The 21,733-nt window shown below is 71.2% G+C and carries 19 protein-coding genes; 6 read left to right on the top strand and 13 right to left on the bottom strand.

Annotation, left to right across the window (positions count from 1 at the left end; translation table 11 throughout):
* Window positions 1–24: 24 nt before the first annotated feature.
* The 5 genes from sufC to BMW88_RS32585 are packed head-to-tail and all read right to left on the bottom strand — an operon-like array spanning window position 25 to window position 4,423.
* Window positions 25–798: a Fe-S cluster assembly ATPase SufC gene (gene sufC / locus BMW88_RS32605; RefSeq protein WP_089958380.1), complete on the bottom strand. Its 774-nt coding sequence runs from the start codon at window positions 796–798 to the stop codon at window positions 25–27.
* Window positions 799–830: 32 nt separating this feature from the next.
* On the bottom strand, window positions 831–1,145 hold the full coding sequence (locus BMW88_RS32600) for a non-heme iron oxygenase ferredoxin subunit (protein WP_089958378.1): 315 nt from the start codon (window positions 1,143–1,145) through the stop codon (window positions 831–833).
* Entirely contained in the window at window positions 1,142–2,299 is a 1,158-nt protein-coding gene (gene sufD, locus BMW88_RS32595) for a Fe-S cluster assembly protein SufD (protein WP_089958375.1), read from the bottom strand. The genes BMW88_RS32600 and sufD overlap by 4 nt, the downstream gene beginning before the upstream one ends.
* A 1-nt stretch (window position 2,300) precedes the next feature.
* The gene (gene sufB, locus BMW88_RS32590; RefSeq protein WP_089958373.1) at window positions 2,301–3,755 is read right to left on the bottom strand and encodes a Fe-S cluster assembly protein SufB; all 1,455 of its coding nucleotides are present in this window, start codon (window positions 3,753–3,755) and stop codon (window positions 2,301–2,303) included.
* Entirely contained in the window at window positions 3,752–4,423 is a 672-nt protein-coding gene (locus tag BMW88_RS32585; protein WP_342715294.1) for a helix-turn-helix transcriptional regulator, read from the bottom strand. The genes sufB and BMW88_RS32585 overlap by 4 nt, the downstream gene beginning before the upstream one ends.
* 166 nt (window positions 4,424–4,589) lie before the next feature.
* Here BMW88_RS32585 and mptB point away from each other — a divergent pair, with 166 nt between their 5' ends.
* Complete coding sequence (gene mptB / locus BMW88_RS32580) at window positions 4,590–6,125, top strand: polyprenol phosphomannose-dependent alpha 1,6 mannosyltransferase MptB (protein ID WP_089958368.1); 1,536 nt, start codon at window positions 4,590–4,592, stop codon at window positions 6,123–6,125.
* A 66-nt stretch (window positions 6,126–6,191) separates the two neighbouring features.
* On the top strand, window positions 6,192–9,851 hold the full coding sequence (locus BMW88_RS32575; RefSeq protein WP_089958366.1) for a patatin-like protein: 3,660 nt from the start codon (window positions 6,192–6,194) through the stop codon (window positions 9,849–9,851).
* Here the strand turns inward: BMW88_RS32575 and BMW88_RS32570 are convergent.
* Entirely contained in the window at window positions 9,832–11,820 is a 1,989-nt protein-coding gene (locus BMW88_RS32570) for a glycosyltransferase (protein ID WP_089958363.1), read from the bottom strand. The two genes, BMW88_RS32575 and BMW88_RS32570, sit on opposite strands and share 20 nt — an antisense overlap.
* Entirely contained in the window at window positions 11,817–12,377 is a 561-nt protein-coding gene (locus BMW88_RS32565; protein WP_281249479.1) for a DUF998 domain-containing protein, read from the bottom strand. The genes BMW88_RS32570 and BMW88_RS32565 overlap by 4 nt, the downstream gene beginning before the upstream one ends.
* A gap of 264 nt (window positions 12,378–12,641) precedes the next feature.
* Here BMW88_RS32565 and BMW88_RS32560 point away from each other — a divergent pair, with 264 nt between their 5' ends.
* From BMW88_RS32560 to BMW88_RS32550, 3 genes are read left to right on the top strand one after another with little or no spacing between them, the layout of a single operon-like run.
* A complete protein-coding gene (locus BMW88_RS32560) occupies window positions 12,642–13,571 on the top strand; it encodes an ABC transporter ATP-binding protein (protein WP_245778204.1) in 930 nt (309 codons plus the stop codon).
* Window positions 13,568–14,326, top strand: coding sequence for an ABC transporter permease (locus BMW88_RS32555; RefSeq protein WP_245778203.1), 759 nt, complete (start codon window positions 13,568–13,570; stop codon window positions 14,324–14,326). The genes BMW88_RS32560 and BMW88_RS32555 overlap by 4 nt, the downstream gene beginning before the upstream one ends.
* Window positions 14,327–14,346: 20 nt before the next feature.
* Entirely contained in the window at window positions 14,347–15,264 is a 918-nt protein-coding gene (locus tag BMW88_RS32550) for a COX15/CtaA family protein (RefSeq protein WP_245778202.1), read from the top strand.
* On the opposite strand, the gene BMW88_RS32545 is transcribed toward BMW88_RS32550, so the two are convergent.
* Window positions 15,243–16,346: an ankyrin repeat domain-containing protein gene (locus BMW88_RS32545; protein ID WP_089958439.1), complete on the bottom strand. Its 1,104-nt coding sequence runs from the start codon at window positions 16,344–16,346 to the stop codon at window positions 15,243–15,245. The two genes, BMW88_RS32550 and BMW88_RS32545, sit on opposite strands and share 22 nt — an antisense overlap.
* A 10-nt stretch (window positions 16,347–16,356) precedes the next feature.
* Window positions 16,357–16,821, bottom strand: coding sequence for a GbsR/MarR family transcriptional regulator (locus BMW88_RS32540; protein WP_089958356.1), 465 nt, complete (start codon window positions 16,819–16,821; stop codon window positions 16,357–16,359).
* 136 nt (window positions 16,822–16,957) lie between these two features.
* On the opposite strand from BMW88_RS32540, the gene BMW88_RS32535 reads away from it, so the two are divergent.
* On the top strand, window positions 16,958–17,449 hold the full coding sequence (locus tag BMW88_RS32535; protein ID WP_089958353.1) for a hypothetical protein: 492 nt from the start codon (window positions 16,958–16,960) through the stop codon (window positions 17,447–17,449).
* 24 nt (window positions 17,450–17,473) lie between these two features.
* Here the strand turns inward: BMW88_RS32535 and BMW88_RS32530 are convergent, their stop codons facing one another.
* The 4 genes from BMW88_RS32530 to BMW88_RS32515 are packed head-to-tail and all read right to left on the bottom strand — an operon-like array spanning window position 17,474 to window position 21,654.
* On the bottom strand, window positions 17,474–18,091 hold the full coding sequence (locus BMW88_RS32530) for a GTP-binding protein (RefSeq protein WP_143116378.1): 618 nt from the start codon (window positions 18,089–18,091) through the stop codon (window positions 17,474–17,476).
* Window positions 18,072–18,620 (bottom strand): DUF742 domain-containing protein, encoded by a 549-nt coding sequence (locus tag BMW88_RS32525; RefSeq protein WP_177221525.1) that lies wholly within the window; start codon window positions 18,618–18,620, stop codon window positions 18,072–18,074. Before BMW88_RS32525 ends, BMW88_RS32530 begins: the two co-directional genes overlap by 20 nt.
* A 2-nt stretch (window positions 18,621–18,622) precedes the next feature.
* The gene (locus BMW88_RS32520) at window positions 18,623–19,042 is read right to left on the bottom strand and encodes a roadblock/LC7 domain-containing protein (RefSeq protein WP_089958348.1); all 420 of its coding nucleotides are present in this window, start codon (window positions 19,040–19,042) and stop codon (window positions 18,623–18,625) included.
* Window positions 19,039–21,654: a sensor histidine kinase gene (locus BMW88_RS32515; protein ID WP_089958345.1), complete on the bottom strand. Its 2,616-nt coding sequence runs from the start codon at window positions 21,652–21,654 to the stop codon at window positions 19,039–19,041. Before BMW88_RS32515 ends, BMW88_RS32520 begins: the two co-directional genes overlap by 4 nt.
* Window positions 21,655–21,733 lie beyond the last annotated feature (79 nt).

Genomic DNA, 21,733 nt, shown 5'->3' with positions numbered 1-21,733 from the left:
CGCCTCCTCTCAACACCTGCAACGCTAGGAAAGGGTCGCGGCTTCCTTGGAACCGGTGTACTTCACGTAACCCTCGGACTCGAGGACGTCGGCCAGCTCGCGGCCACCGGACTCGACGATGCGGCCGCCCGCGAAGACGTGCACGAAGTCCGGCTGGATGTACTTGAGGATCCGGGTGTAGTGCGTGATCAGCATGACGCCGACCTCACCGTTCGCCTTGTACCGGTTGACGCCCTCGGACACGACGCGCAGCGCGTCGACGTCGAGGCCGGAGTCGGTCTCGTCGAGGATCGCGATCTTCGGCTGGAGCAGGCCCAGCTGCAGGATCTCGTGGCGCTTCTTCTCACCGCCGGAGAAGCCCTCGTTCACCGAGCGCTCGGCGAACGCCGGGTCGATGTCGAGGTCGGCCATCGCGCCCTTGACCTCCTTCACCCAGTGGCGGAGGTTCGGGGCCTCGCCGCGGACGGCGGTGGCGGCGGTGCGCAGGAAGTTCGACATCGAGACGCCGGGGACCTCGACCGGGTACTGCATGGCGAGGAAGAGGCCGGCGCGGGCGCGCTCGTCGACGGACATCTCCAGCACGTCCTCGCCGTCGAGCGTGACGGTGCCCGAGGTGATCGTGTACTTCGGGTGACCGGCGATGGCGTAGGACAGCGTGGACTTGCCGGAGCCGTTGGGGCCCATGATGGCGTGGGTCTCGCCGGCCTTGATCGTCAGGTCGACGCCCTTGAGGATCTCCTTGGGAGCGTCCTCGCTGACGACCGAGACGTGCAGGTCCTTGATCTCAAGGGTGGCCATGACTTGCTGTTCTCCTGGTGGTGTAACTGAAGTCAGTTCGTGGTGGCGGTGACGTCGACGAAGACGTCGCCGTCACGGATGTCGACGGCGTAGACGTCGACCGGTTCGGTGGCGGGCAGCGAGGAGGGCTTGCCGGTCTCCAGGTCGAAGCACGACCCGTGCAACCAGCACTCGATCCCCTTGCGGGAGACCTCGCCCTCGCTCAACGACACCGCGGCGTGCGAGCACAGGTCCGCGAGTGCGTGCACCCGCTCACCGTCACGCACCAGGACCACGTCGACGTCGTCGACGCTGGCGGCGAACGGCTTGCGGTTGTCCAGTTCGGACAGTGCACACACCCGGATCACGCGCCGACCGCCTCGAGCTCTGCCTCGATGGCGGCCTCGAGGCGCTCGCGCACCTCGGGGACTGCGATCTTCGCGATCAGCTCCTGGAAGAAGCCGCGCACGACGAGACGCCGTGCCTGCTCCTCCGGGATGCCGCGCGCCTGCAGGTAGAACAGCTGCTCGTCGTCGAACCGGCCGGTGGCGCTGGCGTGGCCCGCGCCCTCGATCTCACCGGTCTCGATCTCCAGGTTCGGCACCGAGTCGGCGCGCGCGCCGTCGGTCAGGATCAGGTTGCGGTTCAGCTCGAACGTCTCGGTGCCCTCGGCCGCCACGCGGATCAGCACGTCGCCGATCCACACCGCGTGCGCGCCGTCGCCCTGCAACGCGCCCTTGTAGACGACGTTGCTGCGGCAGTTCGGCTGCGCGTGGTCGATGAACGGCCGGTGCTCCTGGTGCTGGCCCGCGTCCGCGAAGTACAGGCCGAACAGCTCCGCGTCGCCGCCGCGGCCCGCGTACTGCACGACCGGGGTGACCCGGACGACGTCGCCGCCCAGCGTCACGACCGTGTGGCGCAGGGTCGCGTCACGACCGAGCTTCATGTGGTGCTGCGAAACGTGCACGGCGTCGTCGGCCCAGTCGTGGATGGCGATCACCGTGAGGTGCGCGCCGTCCGCGACGAGGAACTCGACGTTCTCCGCGTACGCGCCGGAACCGCGGAAGTCCAGGATCACGGTGCCCTCGGCGAACTGCGAGGCCTTGACCTGGATGTGGCCGTAGGCGACGGCGCCCGCGCCGGGGCCGGTCACCGTGACGGTGGCCGGCTCGGACTTCGCGTCGCCGGGCAGCGTCACGATGGTGGCGTCGGAGAACGACGAGTACGCCTGCGCCGCGACGCGGTCACCGGGGACACCGGCCTTGCCGAGGCGGTCGTCGTCACGACCGACCGTCTCGACGGTGACACCTTCGGGGGCGTTCACCTCAACGGCGGCGGAACCCGTCGCCGCAGCGCCGGAGTGCAGACCGGCCAGGCGCTTGAGAGGCGTGAAGCGCCAGATCTCCTCACGACCGCCCGGGACCTCGAACGCGTCCACGTCGTAGGACGTGAAGTGCTCCGCGCGCGAGGCGACCGGGACGACAGCTCCGTGGGAGTGAGGTTGAGTCGACAGGGCGGCCATGTCAGCCGACGGCCCCTTCCATCTGCAGTTCGATCAGGCGGTTCAGTTCGAGGGCGTACTCCATGGGCAGCTCGCGCGCGATGGGCTCGACGAACCCGCGCACGATCATGGCCATGGCCTCGTCCTCGTTGAGGCCGCGCGACATCAGGTAGAACAGCTGGTCCTCGGAGACCTTCGAGACCGTGGCCTCGTGGCCCATCGCGACGTCGTCCTCGCGGACGTCGACGTACGGGTAGGTGTCCGACCGGCTGATGGTGTCGACCAGCAGCGCGTCGCACTTCACCGTGGACTTCGAGTGGTGCGCCCGCTTGTTGACCTGGACCAGGCCGCGGTAGGACGTGCGGCCACCGCCGCGCGCCACCGACTTCGACACGATCGTCGAGGAGGTGTGCGGGGCCATGTGGACCATCTTGGCGCCGGCGTCCTGGTGCTGGCCCTCGCCAGCGAACGCGATCGAGAGGACCTCGCCCTTGGCGTGCTCGCCCATCAGGAAGACGGCCGGGTACTTCATGGTCACCTTGGAGCCGATGTTGCCGTCGACCCACTCCATGGTCGCGCCCTCTTCGGCCTTGGCGCGCTTGGTGACCAGGTTGTAGACGTTGTTCGACCAGTTCTGGATCGTCGTGTAGCGGCAGCGGCCGCCCTTCTTCACGATGATCTCGACGACGGCCGAGTGCAGCGAGTCCGACGAGTAGATCGGCGCGGTGCAGCCCTCGACGTAGTGCACGTAGGCACCCTCGTCGACGATGATCAGCGTGCGCTCGAACTGGCCCATGTTCTCGGTGTTGATCCGGAAGTAGGCCTGCAGCGGGATGTCCACGTGCACGCCCTTCGGCACGTAGATGAACGAGCCGCCGGACCACGTCGCGGCGTTCAGCGCCGAGAACTTGTTGTCACCCGCGGGGATGACGGAGCCGAAGTACTCCCGGAAGAGCTCCGGCTGCTCCTTGAGGGCCGTGTCGGTGTCGAGGAAGAGGACACCCTGCTGCTCCAGGTCCTCGCGGATCTGGTGGTAGACGACCTCGGACTCGTACTGGGCCGCGACGCCGGCGACGAGGCGCTGCTTCTCGGCCTCGGGGATGCCCAGGCGGTCGTAGGTGTTCTTGATCTCCTCGGGCAGGTCCTCCCAGGAGGTGGCCTGCTTCTCCGTGGACCGCACGAAGTACTTGATCGAGTCGAAGTCGATCCCAGAGAGGTCGGCGCCCCAGTTCGGCATCGGCTTGAGGTCGAAGAGCTTGAGCGCCTTCAACCGGTACTCGAGCATCCACTCGGGCTCGTCCTTCTTCGCCGAGATGTCGCGGACGACGTCCTCGCTGAGGCCTCGGCGGGCGCTCGCGCCGGCAACGTCGGAGTCGGCCCAGCCGAACTCGTAGTTGCCCAGAGACGCGATGGTCTCTTCCTGCGTGAGCGGAGACTGCACCGTGGTGGGCGTGCGCTGCTCGGCAGCGGCAGTCATGCGGGCTCCCCTCCATCATCTGGGATCCGTGAAATGTTCGGGATGTGCGTCGTGCACACGGCGTGGCCGCGGGCGATCGTCGCGAGGCGCTGCACGTGGGTGCCGAGGAGGTTCGCGAACGTCTCCGTCTCGGTCTCGCACAGCTGGGGGAACTCGGCGGCGACGTGGGCGACCGGGCAGTGGTGCTGGCACAACTGCTCGCCCGTACCCACGTTTCGCGTCGCCGCAGCGTAGCCCTCCCTGGTCAACGCGGTGGCGAGGGCCTTCGCCCGTTCGGCGGGCGTGACCTGCGCCACGATCGCGGAACGGTGCCTGTCCACCAGCGCGTCGACCCGGCTCTGCGCGAAGGAGCGCACAGCCTCTTCCCCACCCGTTTGGGCGAGGAACCTGACAGCGGCGACCGCGAGGTCGTCGTAGGCGTGGCCGAACCGGGCGCGTCCGGCATCAGTGAGCAGGAAGAGCTTCGCGGGACGACCACGACCGCGTTGGGTCTGCCGCGGTGCGTCCCTGGTGATCGCCTCGCCGTCCGCGACCAGTGCGTCGATGTGACGGCGCACGGCCGTGGGGCTGATGCCCAGTTCCTCGGCAACAGCGGCCGCGGTGACCGGGCCCTGCTCCAGCAGGAGCCTGGCGACAGCACGCCGAGTCTTGCCGTCGTGCTGCGGCACGGCGTCAAGGTGGGTCTCGGCGTTTTTCACAACACCAGTGTTGCGTATTTCGCCGGAGGTCGCAAAGATCGCGGTCACAGGGTGACCTGACTCACGGCCGAACGCGGCTCGTGCGGTGGAAGACGCGGCGGGGATCGGCCGCCACCTCACTCGATACCCTGCCTCCATGCCCACGAACGGCGGAGCCACCACTCCAGAGAGCGACCTCTTGAACGGTCGGGAGCGTCGCCAGCTGGACATCGTCCGCCGCTGGGGCACCATCGGCGCGCTGCTGCTGACCGTCGGGTCACTGGGTGGCGGCGCCGCGCCGATCTACTCGCCGCTCTACGGCGTGCCGGTCCTCGGGCTCTTCTCGCGCATGCCCAGCGTCGCGATGGGCGTCGTCTGGACCGGCATCTTCATGATCGTGTCCGCCTGGCTGGCCCTGGGGCGGTTCGTGCGCCCCGGCCGGCCGCGGCTGATCTCGCGCGGCCAGATGGACCGCACGCTGCTGATGTGGACCGTTCCACTGGTCTTCTGCGTCCCGATGTTCTCCCGGGACGTGTACTCGTACCTGGCGCAGAGCGAGATCGCGGCCCGCGGGCTCGACCCGTACGAGCTGGGCCCCGCGGGCGCGCTGGGCGTCGACCACGTGCTGACCCGCGGTGTGCCGAACATCTGGCGGGAGACGCCGGCGCCGTACGGGCCGCTGTTCCTCGCGTTCGGCCGCCTGACCGCGATGCTCACCGGCGACCACGTGGTGTCCGGTGTGTTCGTGCACCGCCTGCTGGTGCTGTGCGGCCTGGCGATGATCGTGTGGGCGCTGCCCCGGCTCGCCGCGCGGTTCGGCGTCCCGCCGGTCGGCGCGCTGTGGCTGGGCGCGCTGAACCCGCTGGTGCTGTTCCACATCGTCATCGGCGTGCACAACGACGGCCTGGCGCTGGGCCTGATGCTGGTCGGCCTGGAGCTCGCGATGCGCGGCCTGGAACCGCTGAGGTGGTCGTGGATCGCGCTGGGCTCCGTGGTCATCGTGTGCGGCGCGATGGTGAAGATCCCCGCGATGGCCGCGCTCGGGTTCCTCGGCGTGCTGGTGGCGCGCAAGCTCGGCGGCCGGTTCAAGCACCTGGCCCTGGTGGCCGGGGTCATGACCGTGATCGCCGCGGCCGGGGTGGTGGTGATCTGCCTCGGCACCGGGTTCGGGTTCGGCTGGGTCGAGACGCTGAACGTCGCCTCGACCGTGAAGTCCTGGATGTCGCCGCCCACCGCGCTGGGCTTCCTGGGGGCGGGCACCGGCATCCTGCTCGGCCTCGGCAACCACACCGAGTCGATGATCGCGCTGGCCCGCCTGCTCGGGCAGGGCCTCTACGTGGTGATCACGATCGGGCTGCTGTGGCGCAGCTTCAAGGGCCGGATCAAGGCGATGAACGGCCTCGGGGCCGCCCTGGGCGCGATCCTGGTGCTCGGGCCGGTGCTGCAGCCCTGGTACGTGCTGTGGGCGGCGCTCCCGCTGGCCACCGCGGTGGTCGGGCCCAAGTTCCGGATGTTCGCCATGGGCACCTCGGCGGTGATCGCGGTGATCCTGCCGCCCACCGGGTCCGCCTTCGACGGCCGGGCCTACACGGTCCCGCAGGCCGTGGCGGGCGCGGTGATCACGTTCGCCGTCTGCGTGCTGATCGCGCGCAAGCGGGTGGGGCCGTTCCTCAGGTCCGACCCGGCCGCGTAACCCCCTCCCTGCTCCGGACGAGTACCTCGGTAGGGGGAAGATCGACGCCGGAGGGGGTGGTGCGGCATGACCGAACAACCCATGTCGCGGGAAGAGGTCCGGTTCGCCGTCGTGCTCAACGGCGGCGTGAGCCTGGCCGTCTGGATGGGCGGCGTGGTGCTGGAGCTGGACCGGCTGACCAGGCCGGGCAGCACCTACCAGCCGCTGCTCGACCTGGTGGGCTGCACCGCGCGCGCCGACGTCATCGCCGGCACGTCGGCGGGCGGCATCAACGGCGCCGCGCTGGCGTTGTCGCAGGTCAACAAGCAGGCGGACCTGAGCAGGCTGCGGGACCTGTGGGCCGAGCAGGGGCGGATGGAGCAGCTGCTGCGCACGCCGTTCCGCGGCCAGCCGGCGAGCCTGCTCAAGGGCGACGAGTTCTTCTACCCGAGGCTGCAGGAGGCGCTGGACCGCCTCACCACCGACTTCGAGCCCACCGAGGCGTGCGAGCGCCCGATCGACCTCAGGATCACCACCACCCTGCTGGGTGGCGTGCCGGCCGTCAGCTACGACGACCTGGGCCAGCCGCTCACCCAGTCGGTGCACCAGGGCTCGTTCTCGTTCCGCCGCGACCCCTACCCCTGGGTGAGCGACGAGACCAGGGACGACTTCACGCCCGAGCTGCTGCCGGACCGCGTCCGCCAGCTCGCGCTCGCCGCGCGGAGCTCCGCGAGCTTCCCGTTCGCGTTCGAGCCGAGCTTCATCCCGGTCGGCGGCCAGGCGACGCCGGACCGGCCCGACATGGCGGACGTCGCGAGCTGGGCCAACGGCGGCGACCGGAGCCGGTTCGCGGTCGACGGCGGCGTGCTGGTCAACACGCCGACGAGGGAGGCGCTGGAGGCCATCGACCGCATGCCGGCGGACGGGCCGGTGCGCCGGGTCATGCTGCTGGTCTTCCCGCACGCCGAGCCGCTGGGCTCCGAGCCGCAGGCCGACTCCTCCGACCAGGGGTTCACGACGGTCAGCTCCGGCGCCAAGCTGCTGAGCGCGATGTCGAGCCAGGCCAACCGCACCTACGTCGAGAAGATCGAGGAGCACAACCGCAGGGCCGCGAGCTCGCGGGGCGGGCGGATGGCGTTGCTCCAGCGGTTGCACGAGGGCGGCGAGGACGTCGTCGACGAGGTGTACTCGCTCGCGGACAAGCTTTTCGGCCACTACGAGGACGTCGAGATCCGGCTCGCGGCCCGGCAGGTGACGGCCCAGCAGTTCGCGCTGCCCGGCGGCAACCCGGCCAACTGGTCGTTCGAACGGGCGCGGCGGGCGGCCGAGACCGCGCAGCGCAAGTGGAAGGCGAAGCACGGCGTGCTGCCGTACGTGCCGGGCGTGAAGCTGCCGAGCACCGTGTGCCGCGAGGACATGGGCTGGGAGTGGGGCATCACGATGGCCGAGCGCCTGGGCGCGTCGGCCCTCGACCTGCTCAAGCGGATCGTCTGGGTGGTGCCCGAGGACGCGGCCGAGGCCACCTCCGCGGCGCGCCGGGACCTCCACCAGGTCCGCGCGGAGCTGCGGCGGCTGCGGGAGGAGCTGTTCGCGTGGGAGCCGTCCGGCTCGCTCGGCGAGGGCTACTGGACGGGCCGGCTCGCGAGCTACCACGAGCACATGATCGACGGGCACCTCGGCCTCGAGGTCAAGGCGCAGGTCGCCGAGATCGCCCGGATCGTCGGCGCCGCCCGCGAGGTGCTCGACGGGCTCGACGAGCACCGGCGCGAGCTCGGCGGGCTGGTCTGCTGGCACGCCCTGCTCGCACCCGAGGCCGCGGCGCGGGAAGCGGGGCTGAGCGACGGCGAGCGGTGGCTGAGCCGCATGCTGGCGCTGGAGATCGCCGGCACGTGCCTGTCCGACGACGCCTCGACGGGCCTGGACACGCCGGTCGAGCTGGTGCAGGTGTCGCTGCAGACGCGCAACGCGTTCGCCAAGCAGTCGATCACCGCGGACGACAAGGCGGGCGGGGCGTCGCTGTCGCGGTTCTCCGGGTTCCTCAAGCGGTCGTGGCGGGTCAACGACTGGATCTGGGGACGGCTCGACGGCGCCACGATGCTGTGCCGGGTGCTGTTCGACCCGCGGCGGCTGCGCAGGATGGACCAGCTCGGGCGGCCGCGGGACGACGACCGCACGCCGGAGCAGCGCGCGAGGGCCGTCGTCGACCAGGTCGCCGAGGCGATGTTCGGGCCGGAGCTGCCCGCTCTCCTCGCCGCCTGCGCCGAGGAGGCCGCGCGGGAGCTCGCCGGCATCTACCGGGCGGAGGGCGAGCTGTCGCCGTCGTCGATGAAGCTCGCCGAGCTCGCCGCGTGGGGCCTGCACTGGCGGATCATCTGCGAGGAGCTGCCCCGGCTGCGGGCCGCCGTCATCGCCGACCGCGGTGACGGCGCCGACCGGCGCTCGCGCGGTGAGCTGTTCCTCGAGGAGCACGCGGACCTGCTGCGGCGCCTGGAGTTCCCGCAGGAGCACACGGTCACGACCGGCATGGCGGCGCTCGCCGCGTTCGACCGCGCGGGGATCGGCCGGGAGCCGCTCACCCAGGAGGCCGCGTCGGACCAGATGATCCGCACGGCGGCGACGGCGGCGGCCGTCGCGGTCACGGTCGCCGACTCCGAACGGTCGGGGCTCGCCGCGGTCCGGCCGGTCACCCGCTCCCTGCGCGGCGCCGCGCTGCTGCCCTACTGGACGATCACCGGCCTGACCAGGGGCGGCAAGCTCGCGCAGTTCCTGGGGCTGCTCGGCCTCGCGGTCGGCGGCGCGCTCGTCGTCATGGCGCTGTTCGGGATGCTGCCGGCGTGGGCGGCGGGCCCCGGCGCCGCGATCGGCGCGGCCAGCCTCCTGGCCGCCTTCGGTTACGCGGCGCTCAGGAGCGGCACGCTGCTGCACGGGCTGGTGCTGCTCTCACCGGTGATCCCGCTGGCGGCCACCGCCGTCGACCGGCTGCCCGGCAACCGGGCGCAGCTCACGACCGGCACGGTCACCGTGGCCGGCGTCGCGCTGGTGGTCACGGCGCTGCTGGTCCTCGGCTCGCTGCCCTCACCGATCCGCACCCCGCTCGCGGTGCTGGCGGACTTCAAGCCACTCGCGATCATCAAGCGCCGCTGGAAGAAGGCGGCCGTCGTGCTGGCGGTGGCCGGCCTGGCCTGGGCGGTCTGGCGGTTCGAGCCGCACACCGAGCCGTGGCTCGTGATCCCCGCCTCGGTGCTCTGCGCGGCGTTCGGCGTCTGGATGGCGCTGGCCGGTGGCAAGTCGCTGCAGCGCTGGCGCCGCGTCGAGGGCGTCTGGGGAACGGAACGGGCCGAACCGCCCGCCGCCGCGACCGCGGGCTGGGCCGTCGTCTACGGCATCTGCTACCTCGTCGTCGCCGACGTGCTGCTGCTGCTCGGGCCGGCGGGGTGGGGCTGGCACGCGGTGATCGGCACGGCGCTGGTGTTCGGCCTGACGCTGCTGCTGATCACGTCCTGGTACGTGCCCCGCCTGGAGCGCCGCCGGATCCGCCTGCAGCTCGTGGACGAGGCGATCCCGGCGATCTACCCCGCGGACTGCGACATCGCCGAGACGTTGCGCGAACGGCTGGAGGGGCACGCGTCGCTGTACCGGTTCCTCATCGAGGGAGAGGGTGAGCACCCCGCGTCGCTCACCCTCTCCCGCACCGGTCTCGTCGTGGCCGGGCGGATCGAGGAGAAGCTCAGGCCGCCAGCGCGATGACCGGCACCGCGCGGCCCATCGCCCGCGCGTAGAGCGCCTCGAAGCGCTCCAGGGTCGTCGCCAGCGCGTGGTGCGAGATGATCTCGCTGCTGGCGGCGCCCATCCGCGCCCGCATCGGCGCGTCGTGGACGAGGGTGTGCAGCCGCTGCGCGAGCTGGTTCACGTCGCCCGGCTCGAACAGCCAGCCGTTGCGGCCGGGGTGCACGAGGTGCGGCAGGGCCATCGCGTTCGCGGCGATCACCGGCTTGCCCGCGGCCATCGCCTCCATCGTGGCGAGGCTCTGCAGCTCGGCGACACCGGGCATGACGAACAGGTCGGCGCGGGCGTAGGCGTCCAGCAGCTCGTCCTCGGACACGAAGCCGTGGAACTGCACGCGGTCGGTGATGCCGAGGTCGCGGGCCAGCAGCTCCCACTCGGCCTTGCAGGTGCCGTCGCCGACGATCTCGCCGACCGCGCCGGGCACGCGGGCCAGGGCGCGCAGGAACTCGTCGACGCGCTTCTCCTCGTCCAGCCGCCCGACGAACAGCGCGGTCGGCCGGTCGTTGTGCGTCACCTCGCGCTGGTAGCGGGAGATGTCGATGCCGCACGAGACGGGCACCGCGCGTTCGGGGAACCCGCTGTCGTGCAGCAACTGCACGGCGCGCGGCGTCGGCGCGGTCACCACGTCGGCCCGGCCGAACACCCGCGCCAGGTCGCGGTAGGCCCACTTGCGGGACAGTCCCTGCAGGAACGCCGGCACGTGGGCGTGGCTGAACAGGTTCTCCGGCATGAAGTGGTTCGTGGCCAGCGTGGGGATGCCCTGCGCGACAGCGGCGTTGAGGACGAACCTGCCCACCACGAAGTGCGCCTGGACGTGCACGACGTCCGGCTTGAGCGCCTTGACCAGCTCCGCCGCCTCCTTCGAGACCTGCCACGGCAGGCAGAACCGGAAGTCCGGGTAGAACGGCAGCCGGTGCGAGCGCAGCCGGTGCACCGTCACACCGGGGATCTCCGTGGCCCTGGGCGAGTCCGGGGCGATGACGTGGACGTCGTGGCCGTTGCCGGCCAGACCGGTCGCGAGGCGTTGCGCGAACCGCGCGGCTCCGTTGACGTCCGGGGGGAACGTGTCAGCGGCGATGACGACGCGCAGCGCGCTGGAGGTGTTCACGGGAAGCTCCGTTCGAGTCTTGACCGGTTGTGGTTGACGAGCGAGGGCGAACACGCCGCCGACTGCGGCGAGCGCGCAGGCGATCAGCCCGGCACCGGTCCACGGGGACAGGTGCGCGGCCTCGCCGAGCAGGAAGGCGCCGATGCCGACCGCGACCAGCGGGTCCACCACGGTCAGGCAGGCGACGGCGAGATGAGGGGGTCCGCCCGCGTAGGCGTGCTGGACGAGCCAGCCGCCGACCGCGAGCGAGAGGGCGATGCCGAGGACGGACGCGACGTGCGAGAGCCCGAAGCCGCCCTGCTGGACCGACTGGGAGACAGCGCGCATGAGCACCGACACGTAGCCGTACGCCACGCCACCGGCCGATGCGAACGCCACTGCGCGGATGCGCGCGTTCGTCGTGACAGCGGCAATGACCCCAGGAACCGCGATTGCGCCGAGGACCAGCAGTCCGGCGGTGAGTTCGGCATCCGGCGCGACCTGGGTCGCGGTCGCACTGCCGGACGCCAGGAGCACGAACGCACCCACACCCGCGGTCGTGAGCAGGATCGCCGGCACCTCGCGGAAGCGGCGGTCCATCAGCGCGGTCATCCCGATGGCGAGCACACCGATCGGCTGGACGACGGTGAGGGGTGCCATGCCGAGCGCGGCCGCGTGCACCCCGGCCCCGGCGACCAGCAGCGCGAGCCCGCCGAGCCAGCGCGGCTGCTTCAGGACGCCCACGCGCGCCCCGGTCTCGGCGACCGCGTCGTGCTGCAGGCGGGCCGCGAGCGCGAAGCACACGGCGCCGAGCACGGCGAGTGCGACGGCGAGCAGGGTCATGTGCGCCACGTCCTTGATCCGGGCAGCCTCACCTGGAGTGCGGCTATGGCGAAAAGGAGGCCGTAAAGGGATGCGAACAAAACTCGTTCGGCCAGCCCGCGCGCCTCGAAACCGGCGAACGAAACGTGGCTGACCAGAAACGCCGCGCTCGACACGCTCGCCGTTATTGCGACACCGAGCAGAGCCGGAAATGTGCGGGCGATGAGCAGTCCGGCGGCGGGCAATGCCACGAACATGACCGCGCCGGCGTACCGGTGGATGTAGCCGGACACGGACGTCGGCGCTCCCGTGGGGTCGGTGGGAAAGATCGTCGACACGGTCAGCCCTGCCGACCAGATGCCGATCAGCCACTGCGCTGACCTGCCTACACCGCGCAGGTTGACGGCGAGCAACGCCGAGACGGCGGCCAAACTAAGAGATGTCGCCGCGAGCCAGCCCGTGCCGTTGTGCACGAAGACGTAGTCGCTGATCACGTCCGCGACCGGGTCGAGCTGCCCTGCCGACACGACATGCAGGTAAAAAATCGGAACCAGTGAGAACACCAGTCCCCCGACCACCAATCCGCGTCTTTCCGCCCCCACTTGAAGCACCTCAGAAGTCTCTGGCGAACTCGGTGATCAACCAATGGGGAACTCCCCCGAGCAAACCCTGAGGTGTCCCTGACTCGCCGGGGTAGGGCCAGCCCCACCTCTTTCAGCTTCGCTTCAGGGAACGCGGGGGCCCTGCGTTTCCTTCCGGGGAACGCAGGGCCCCCGCGTTCCCCGGAAGGCGGGGCGACCCGAGCGGTGTGGGGGGACGGGGACCGAATAGGCTGCCTGACCGTGAGCCCGAATCCCCAGCCTGCGGTGGAAGTGTCGGGGCTGGTCAAGAGGTACGGCTCCAAGACCGCCGTCGACGGCCTGGACCTCATCGCGCAGCCCGGCGCCGTTCTCGCCCTGCTCGGGCCCAACGGCGCGGGCAAGACGACGACCGTCGAGATCTGCGAGGGCTTCCGCTCGGCCGACGACGGCACGGTGCGCGTGCTCGGCCTCGCGCCCGGCGACGAGGCGCTGCGGCCGCGCATCGGCGTGATGCCGCAGGGCGGCGGCGGCTACCCCGGCATCCGCGCCGAGGAGATGCTGAACCTCGTGGCGGCGTGCGCGGCCAACCCCCTCGACCCGAAGTGGCTGATCGAGGTCCTCGGGCTCGGCGGCGCCGTGCGCACCCCCTACAAGCGGCTGTCCGGCGGCCAGCAGCAGCGGCTCTCGCTCGCGTGCGCGCTGATCGGCCGGCCGGAGCTGGTGTTCCTCGACGAGCCGACCGCCGGCATGGACCCGCAGGCCCGCCGCCTGGTGTGGGACCTCGTGACCGCGTTGAAGCACGACGGCGTGTCCGTGCTGCTGACGACGCACCTCATGGACGAGGCCGAGACGCTCGCGGACGACGTCGTGATCATCGACGAGGGCCGGGTCGTCGCCCAGGGCTCGCCGGCCGAGCTAACCGCGAACCGTCCCGACGACCAGCAGCTGCGCTTCCGCGCCCGGCCCGGCCTCGACCTCTCGCTGCTGTCCGCCGCGTTGCCGGAGGGGCTGAAGGTGCGCGAGGCGGCGCGGGGCCAGTACGTCGTGGAAGGCCTGATCGACCCGCAGGTCGTGTCGACCGTCACGTCGTGGTGCGCGCAGCAGGGCGTGCTCGCCGAGGAGCTCACGGTGGCCAAGCGCAGCCTCGAAGACGTGTTCCTCGACCTGACCGGCAGGGAGCTGCGCTCGTGACCACCTTCCCCCCCGGCACGTTCACACCGGCGCCCGGCCGCGGGTCGTTGGGCAGGATGCTGTTCGCGCACGCCCGCACCGAGGCCATGCTGACGCTGCGCAACGGCGAGCAGGTCCTGCTCACCGTGATCATCCCGCTGGCGCTGCTGGTGGCGCTGTCGGTGATGTCGGTCATCCCGATGCCCGAACCGCGGGTCGGCTCCGCCACGGCCCGGATCTTCGCGCTGGCGATCATCTCCTCGGCGTTCACCGGGCAGGCCATCGCCCTCGGCTTCGACCGGCGCTACGGCGTGCTGAAGCGGCTCTCCGCCTCCGCGCTGCCCCGGTGGCTGCTGGTCGCCGGACGCGTCTGCGGCGCGCTGGTCGTCGTCGCGCTCCAGATCGTCCTGCTGGCGGTCACGGCGCTGGTACTGGGCTGGAGGTTCCCGCTCGCCGGCCTGCCCTGGGTCGTGCTGCTGATCGTCCTGGGCACGCTGACGTTCGGCGCGCTCGGCGTGCTGCTGGGCGGCGCGTTGCGCGCCGAGATCGTGCTGGCGCTGGCGAACATCATCTGGTTCGTGCTGCTGATGGTCGGCGGCGTGGCGTTGACCGTGCCCGTCGGGTTCGTGCACCTGCTGCCGTCGGCCGCTCTCGCGCAGGCGCTGGAAACCTCTGTGGTGCACGGCACTGCGCCCGGCGCCGGACCGGTCGCCGTGCTCGTGGCCTGGGGCGTTGCCGCCGGAGCACTGGCCACCCGGACGACTCGCCTGACCTGAGCACGCCTACCATCGGTCACGTGTCGAAGCTGACCGCCTTCCTCGTGTCCTGGCAGCGCGCCTTCGCGATTGCCGTCGTCATCGCGCAGGCCGGAATCGCGGTCACCGGGTCGATCGTCCGCGTGACCGGCTCTGGCCTCGGCTGCCCGACGTGGCCGGAGTGCGTCGAGGGCAGCGTCGTCCCGGTCGAGCACCCCGAGGTCGCGGCGCTGCACCAGTGGGTCGAGTTCGGCAACCGCACGCTGACAGGTGTCGTCGGCGTCATCGCCGGTCTGTGCGTGCTGGCGGCGTGGTTCCACCTGCCGCGGCGCAGGCGGGTGCTGGTGCTCTCGCTGGTCCAGCTCGTCGGCGTGGCGGTGCAGGCGGTCGTCGGCGGCATCACGGTGCTGACCGGCCTGGCCTGGTACACCGTGTCCGTCCACTTCATGATCTCGATGGGCCTGGTGTGGATGGCCGTGCTGCTCGTCAGCTCGCTGTCCGAGGGCGACGGCCCCGCGCGGTTGCTCGTGCCGGCGCCGCTGATGAGGCTCCAGGTCGTCATGGCGGCCGTGCTGGGCGCGTTGCTGCTCGCGGGCACGTGGGTGACGGCCGCCGGGCCGCACGCCGGTGACGCGTCGACCCCGCGCCTGGGCGTCGAGGTGGAGACGCTCGCCCAGATCCACGCGGACCTGCTGTTCCTGTTCCTGGGCCTGCTGATCGCGGTCGGGTTCTTGACGCGCACCCGCGCGTACTGGACCCTCGTCGGCGTCGTGCTCGCTCAGGGCGCGCTGGGCATGGTGCAGTACTGGACCGGCGTGCCCGAGGTGCTCGTGTCGATCCACGTGCTGGGCGCCGGCGCGGTGGTCGTGGCCACGGCGGCGCTGTGGACGTCCAGCCGCGAGCGCACGCACGCGGTCGAGCTGCCCGAGGCCGAGGATCAGGCGCTCAGCAAGGCCTGAGCCTCTCCGTGGTCGTTGTGGCCGGCCCAGTTCGCGGGCGTGGCCTCGAAGTTCACGTCGGTGATGGTCCGGTCGGCGCCCGCGTCGAGCAGGATCCGGATGACCGGCAGGTGGCCGCGTTCGGCCGCGAGGTGCAGCGCCGTCACGCCCTCGCCGTGCAGCGGACCGCCGAAACCCGTGCGCTGGTCGGGGTTCGCGCCCAGGTCGAGCAACGCGCGGGTGGCCTTCTCCAGGCCGCGCCACGCCGCCCACGCGAGCGCGGTGCCGCGGTAGACGTCCGCGTCGATCCTCGCGCCGCGCCCGCACAGCTCGCCGAGGACCTCCGTGCGGTCGTTGCGGGCCGCCCAGGACAACGCCTCGTCGAGGACCTCCTGCGGGTCGTCCGTCGGCCACCAGCGCGGGAAACCGCTGTGCGGGCGGTAGAAGCCGCGACCGGTCCCCGGTTCGGCGGCGAGGTCCAGATCGCCCAGCCCGGCGGCCGTGCGCAGGTTCGGCGGGTGGACTCCGTGCGGTGCCAGGACTTCGGCTACTTCGCCGTTGCCCCAGAACAACGCGACGGTGAGCGGTGTGCCGCCCTCTCCGCGCGCTTCGAGGTCGGCGCGGGCGCCTTTGCGCAGCAGCAGCTCGGCGAGCCGCGGGAGGTTCGCATAGGCGGCCTGGTGCAACGCGGTCCAGCCGTGGACGTTCCGGTGGTCGATGTCCGCGCCCGCGGTGAGCAGGAGCTCGACCAGGCGTTCGTCGTGCTTGGCGGCGGCGAGCCCGAGCAGGTCGTTGCCATTGGTGCCGCTGGCCCGCACGAGCCACGGGTCGCGCGTGATGATCGCTTCGAGCTCACCGGCGTTCCGCATCTCGATGGCCTGGTACGCGCGGGCGAACGGGCGCGGCTTGCGGATGTGCGCCTTGAACGCCTTCCAGTCCGCGCACCCGTGGGCCTGGGCGAGCACCGTGTGCGCGCCCTCGTCCGTCAGCGGCACGTCGTCGAAGACCTCGAGCGCGCCGGGCACGCCGTCCCACGCGGAGGCGAGCAGTCCCCTGGCTCGTTCCTCGTAGTACTCCACGTCGTCGCGGAACGGGTGCCACATGGCACCCACGCTACTTCGGCGACGCGGGCCTGCGCTCCCACAAAGCGGGAAGTTCCGCCGAGAGCCAACCGTAGAGGTGGTCGACGGTCCGCAGCCGCATCGCGCGCTCCGGGTCGCCGCTGAGCAGCCGCATGCCGTCCTCGGTCAGCACCTGCACGCTCGCGATGGCGTCGAGCTTGCGCTGCACGAACCCCGACCAGGCCTTCTCGTTGATCCGGTACTCGGCCGCCTGCCTGCCGCGCCGCGTCCGCTTGGTCACCAGGCCGACGTTGACGAGGTACTTGAGGTTCGTGCTGATCGACCCGCTGCTCGCCTCCAGCTCCTGGGAGAGCTCCGCCGCGGTGCGCTCGACGGGCTGGCAGACCAGCAGGTAGCCGAGGATGCGGCCACCGATCAGCGGGATGCCCTCCTCGGCGAAGTGGGCCGCGAACCGCTCGATCCAGGCCGACAGCCGCGTTTCCCTGCCCACGCTCATCGGTGATCCCCTTCGGTCGACACTGAAATCATCGTAGCGATCTTGTCAACATGTGCAACCCAACAGTTGCGAACGGAGTCCGCAAAGTGCAACCATTGGTTGCATATCAGAATGGACTGCGGACCGGGGAGCAACGATGGACACGACCGCACTGCGCGGTGCCTACGAGAAGTTCTTCGAGGTGGCGGCGGCCCCCGACCTGGGTGAGGCCGCCGACGGGGGCTGGAACGCCGACCAGGTGCTGGCTCACGTCCTCAGCGTCGACGCGATGACGACCGCGGTCGCGCTCGGCGTCGTCGCCGGCGTGCGGCCGAGCTTCGACAACCGGGTGTGCCTCGACACCGCCAACCTCGACCGGATCATCGCCGGGCACTCCGGCAGAGCGGAGCTGATCGCGCACGTCCGCGCCCAGGCGGACACCCTCTGCGACGTCGCCGGCCGGCTGGGCGAGGACGCCGCCGCGGTGCTGGTGCCGGCCCTGCTGATGTCGGGCGACGTGCTCCTGCTGGACCAGCCGGTGCCGCTCGCCGGCCTGGTCGACGGCCTCGCCGAGAACCACGTGCCCGTGCACACCCGGCAGCTCGCCGACCTGCGCGGCGGCGGGACGACGGGGCACCAGGAGGGCTGAGCCTCCCTGCCTGCCCCGGCCAGGTCAGCAGACGGGCGCGAGGGGCGTGGTCTCGTCCGGGCCGGGACGACGCCGCCACCGGTCGAGCTTCGCGTGCTCGGTCAGCGTGATCAGCGCCTCGCGCACGGACAACCGCACGCGCGGGTCGCAGTTCACGACCGGCACGTCCGGCGAGATGCCCATCCCGCGGATGATCGCCTTCACGTCCGACCGGACGGACGCGTGGACGTTGTTCAGCGCCAGCACGTACGGGATGTGGTGGTCCTCGAAGTACCGCATGGCGTCCACCGAGTCCGCGGGGCGCATCACGTCGAAGAGCACCACGGCACCGACAGCGCCGCGCACCACGTCGCTCCAGCCCGCGCGCGGGTCCTGCCACTGCGGAGCCACGAACAGGTGCAGCGCGAGGCCGGGGTCGAGCCACACGCGGCCGAACTGGATGCGCACGAGCTCGGTCACCAGACCGGCGCGCTCCGGCGGCAGCGCCGTCATGGTCAGCAGGTCGCTGTCCACGATCGACCTGATGAAGGTGCACTTGCCCACGCCGAAGCCACCGGCGACGACAATCTTGGCCGAGGTCAGCTCCCGACCGGGCGGCCCAGGGGGCCCCAGTTCGGGAAATCTAGAGCCGACGTAGTCCACTCAGCACTCTCTCCATCAACCCGAGGTCCGGCGTGTCACCGCCTGCGGAAGCGGTCTGGTGCACGTCCACCAGACCTCGTTCCGCCATGTCGCCGACCAGTACCTTGGCGACTCCCAGGGGGAGCCGCATCAGCGCGGCCACCTCCGCGACGGATCGCGGCGAGCGGCACAGCTCGACGACGTGTTGGTGCTCAGCCTGCAAGATACCTGCAGACTGCCGACTCTGATCATTCGCGGAGACAAGTGTCTCGATCTCGAGGTTGATGTTCGACCGAGTGCGCCCGCCCGTCCAGGCATATGCACGAACGATCGAGGCGTCCGGCACCTCCGGGACCACGGCCTCGAAGTGCGGTGCTTCCTGCTGCGGCGCAACGGGAGCCGGCTCCCGCTCCGGCATCGGGGACGACGGCGGGCGCGTCCGCTTGCGACCCGAGTCCAGGGAGAACCCGTTCATCAGGTCGGCGAACGTCTGCTCGGCGGGCGTCTGGGCCCGTCGGCGTCGTCGGTGCGCGTCACCGGCCGAACTCATGATCACCTCACGCTGTGCAGCTGAGCCCGCAGTTCGGGGGTGAGGATCTGGCCCACCTGGTCGACGACCACGGTCATCTCGTAGGCGACCTGGCCGACGTCGCTGTCGGGGGCGGCCAGGACCGCCAGACAGGACCCGTCTCGAATGGACATGAGAAGCATGATCCCGTAGTCCATCTCGATCACGGTGCGCAACACACCGCCGCCGTCGAAACAGCGCGAGGCGCTCATCGTGAGCGCCGCGACGCCCGACGCGATGGCCGCGAGCTGGTCGGCGCGGTCCGGCGGCAGGCCCGTCGACTTGGTGAGCAGCAAGCCGTCCACCGAGATCACGATCGCGTGGGCGACACCGGCCACGCGATCGGTGAAGTTCGTGACCAGCCAGCCGAACTGGTCGATCTGGTGCGACTGAGGCGTGCTCATGCCTTCTCCCCGTTCCACAGGCCGTTCCCCTGGCCGTTTCCGTTCCCGCCGCCGCCCAGCGGGGCCTGGCGCAGGCCTGTCTGGTAGCTCGCGAGGAAGCCTCGTGCTCGTTCCGGATCGCGCTTGGGGCCCGCGGCAGGGCGGGTGCCGTTCCCGGGACGTTCGGCGAGGTCGGGGAGCAGGTTCCTGCGTGGCGCCCGTTTCGGCAACCCGGCATCGGTCTCGCCGGCGTCCGCGGCGGTCTCGCCGGCCTGCTCCCAGACCGTACCGCCGGGCTTCTTGCCGAACCAGGACGCCACCGCGGAGGGTGACGACGCGGGCGGCTGGTGCCCGCCGTCCGGTTCGTCCGTGACGCCACTGCCCGCGAACCAGGAGGACGTCGTCTCGTTCGGTGCCGGTGTGGGTGCCGGTGTGGATGCCGGTGTGGATGCCTGCACGGACCTGTCGACGGCCGAGGCGGTGCCGGGGTTGCGCTGCGGCAGCGACTCGTCGATCGCCGCGCCCCGGAACGGGGCCCACTCCGCCGACTCGCGCGGGTGCTCGATGGCCGGGGCGGGCGGCGCCAGGTTCGGGGTCTTCACGACCACGTGCGGCTGCTTCGAGGCCTGCTTCGGCTGGGGCAGCGCGGCGTGGCGCGGCGCGGACGGCGCGGGCGCCTCCTCGTGCGAGCGGACGAGCTCCGCCGGCACGAACACGAGCGCCCGCAGGCCTTCCCTGGCCTCCCCCGCCGCGCGCAGCCGGACGGTGACGCCGTGGCGGGCCGCGAGGCGGCCGACGACGAACAGCCCCATCTGGCGCGAGACGGGCACGTCGTCCTCCGAGCCGGAGGACAGCCGCTCGTTGGCCTCGGCCAGCTCGGCCGGGCCGAGGCCGATGCCCTGGTCCGCGACCTCGACGAGCACCGAACCCTGGGGGTCGGTCCGCGAGCCGATCACGACCTGGGTCGTGGGCGCGGAGAACGCCGTGGCGTTGTCCAGCAGCTCCGCGACGAGGCGGACGAGGTCGCTGGCCGCGTAGCCGACGATCTCCACCGACGGCGTCGACTTCACCACGACCCGCTGGTAGTGCTCGATCTCCGACGCGGCGGCGCGCAGCACGTCGGCCAGGGGGACCGGCTGGTGGAACCGGCGCGCGACGTCGGCGCCGGACAGCACCATCAGGTTCTCGTTGTTGCGGCGCATGCGCGTCGCGAGGTGGTCGAGCTTGAAGAGGTTGGCGAGCTGCTCGGGGTTCTCCTCGTGGCGCTCCAGCTCCTCCATGAGCTTGAGCTGGCGCTCGACGAGGCCCTGCGAGCGGCGCGACAGGTTGACGAAGATGTTCTTCATGCCCGACCGCAGCGACGACTGCTCGACGGCGGAGCGGATCGCCTGCTCGTGCACGGCGTCGAACGCGCGCGCCAGCTGGCCGAACTCCTCGCTGGTGTGCACCGGCACCGGCTCGATCTCGGTGTCGGGCAGGCGGTCGGCGCGGATCGCGGCGACGACCTCCGGCAGGTGGTGGTGCGCCACGTCGAGCGCGGAGCGCCGCAGCTCGGACAGCGACCGCAGCAGGTAGCGGCCGATGACGAAGCCGAGCGCGCCGGCGACGATCAGCATCGCGAGCAGGATGACCGCGGCGGCGCCCGCTTTGTTGGACGTGTCGTCCTGCAGCGCGGCGGCGGTGTTCGCGAGCTCGTCCTGCAACTGGCGGACGACCTGCTCCATCAGCCGGGCGGTGGTGCCGGAGGACCTGTTCCAGTCCTCGACGGCGATGCCGAACGAGGCGGGCGGCTTGGGCTGGCCGGGACGCGCGGCGGCCGCCGGCGTGCCGTCCGGCTGGGTGAGCGCGCGTTCCACCAGGGCGGAGCGGTTCGCGACGGCGGCGCCGGTCACGGTCTGGTCGTAGGTGCGGCGCTGCTCGGTCGTGCCGATGGCCTGGAAGTCGTTCAGGCGGTCCTGCAACCGGATGTCGGACTGCTCCAGCGTGCGGACCTCGGGGCCGAGGAGCTTGCCGCGGCCGATCGCGGCCAGGACGATCGCGTGCTGCAGCGAGACCTGCTCCTGCGCGATGACCATGTTGTGCAGCGCCATGGCCGTGCCGGAGATGACCTCGTCGCCGAACTGGCTGATGAGCGCCTGTTCGAAGTCCAGCAACGACTTCACGATCGCGGTGTAGCCGGTCGTGCCGCCCGACGGGTCGCCCCCGTCGCCGCCCTGCGCGACCTTCTCCCGCAGGTTCTTCAACGTGTCGAGCTGACCGCCGAGCTCGCTGAACCGGTTGCGCGCGACGTCGCTGAGCCCGCCGGTGCGCTCGACGCGGCGGCGCACGGTCGCGGCGGCGTTGTCGGTGGCGCTGATCTGGTTCTGGTAGGCGCCGACGCCGGAACCGCTGGTCGAGCTCTGGGCGGCGAGCGTGCGTTCCTGCTGGACGCTGGAGATCAAAGGCGCGACATCGGCGCGGAGCCGGACCAGGCCCTGCATCTCGACGTACTCGTTGGACCGGTCGACGTAACCGGAGATCTGCAGCGCGCCCGCGCCGACCGCCACCGCGACCGGCACCAGCAGCACGACGCCGAGCTTGACCGGCAGGCGCCAGTTGCGCCAGTCGCTGATCTTTCTCCACTCGACATTCACGAAATGGTCCCCAAGGCGCGCTCGAAGTGCCCCACTTTCGGCTACCTCCTGGCCTGGTGAATCCCCGCGAGTCGAGTCA

The organism is Lentzea xinjiangensis, assembly GCF_900110955.1.
Lineage (GTDB): Bacteria > Actinomycetota > Actinomycetes > Mycobacteriales > Pseudonocardiaceae > Lentzea > Lentzea xinjiangensis.
The sequence above is the reverse complement of the archived record's forward strand: the minus strand, read 5'-3'. Positions and strand labels throughout refer to the sequence as shown.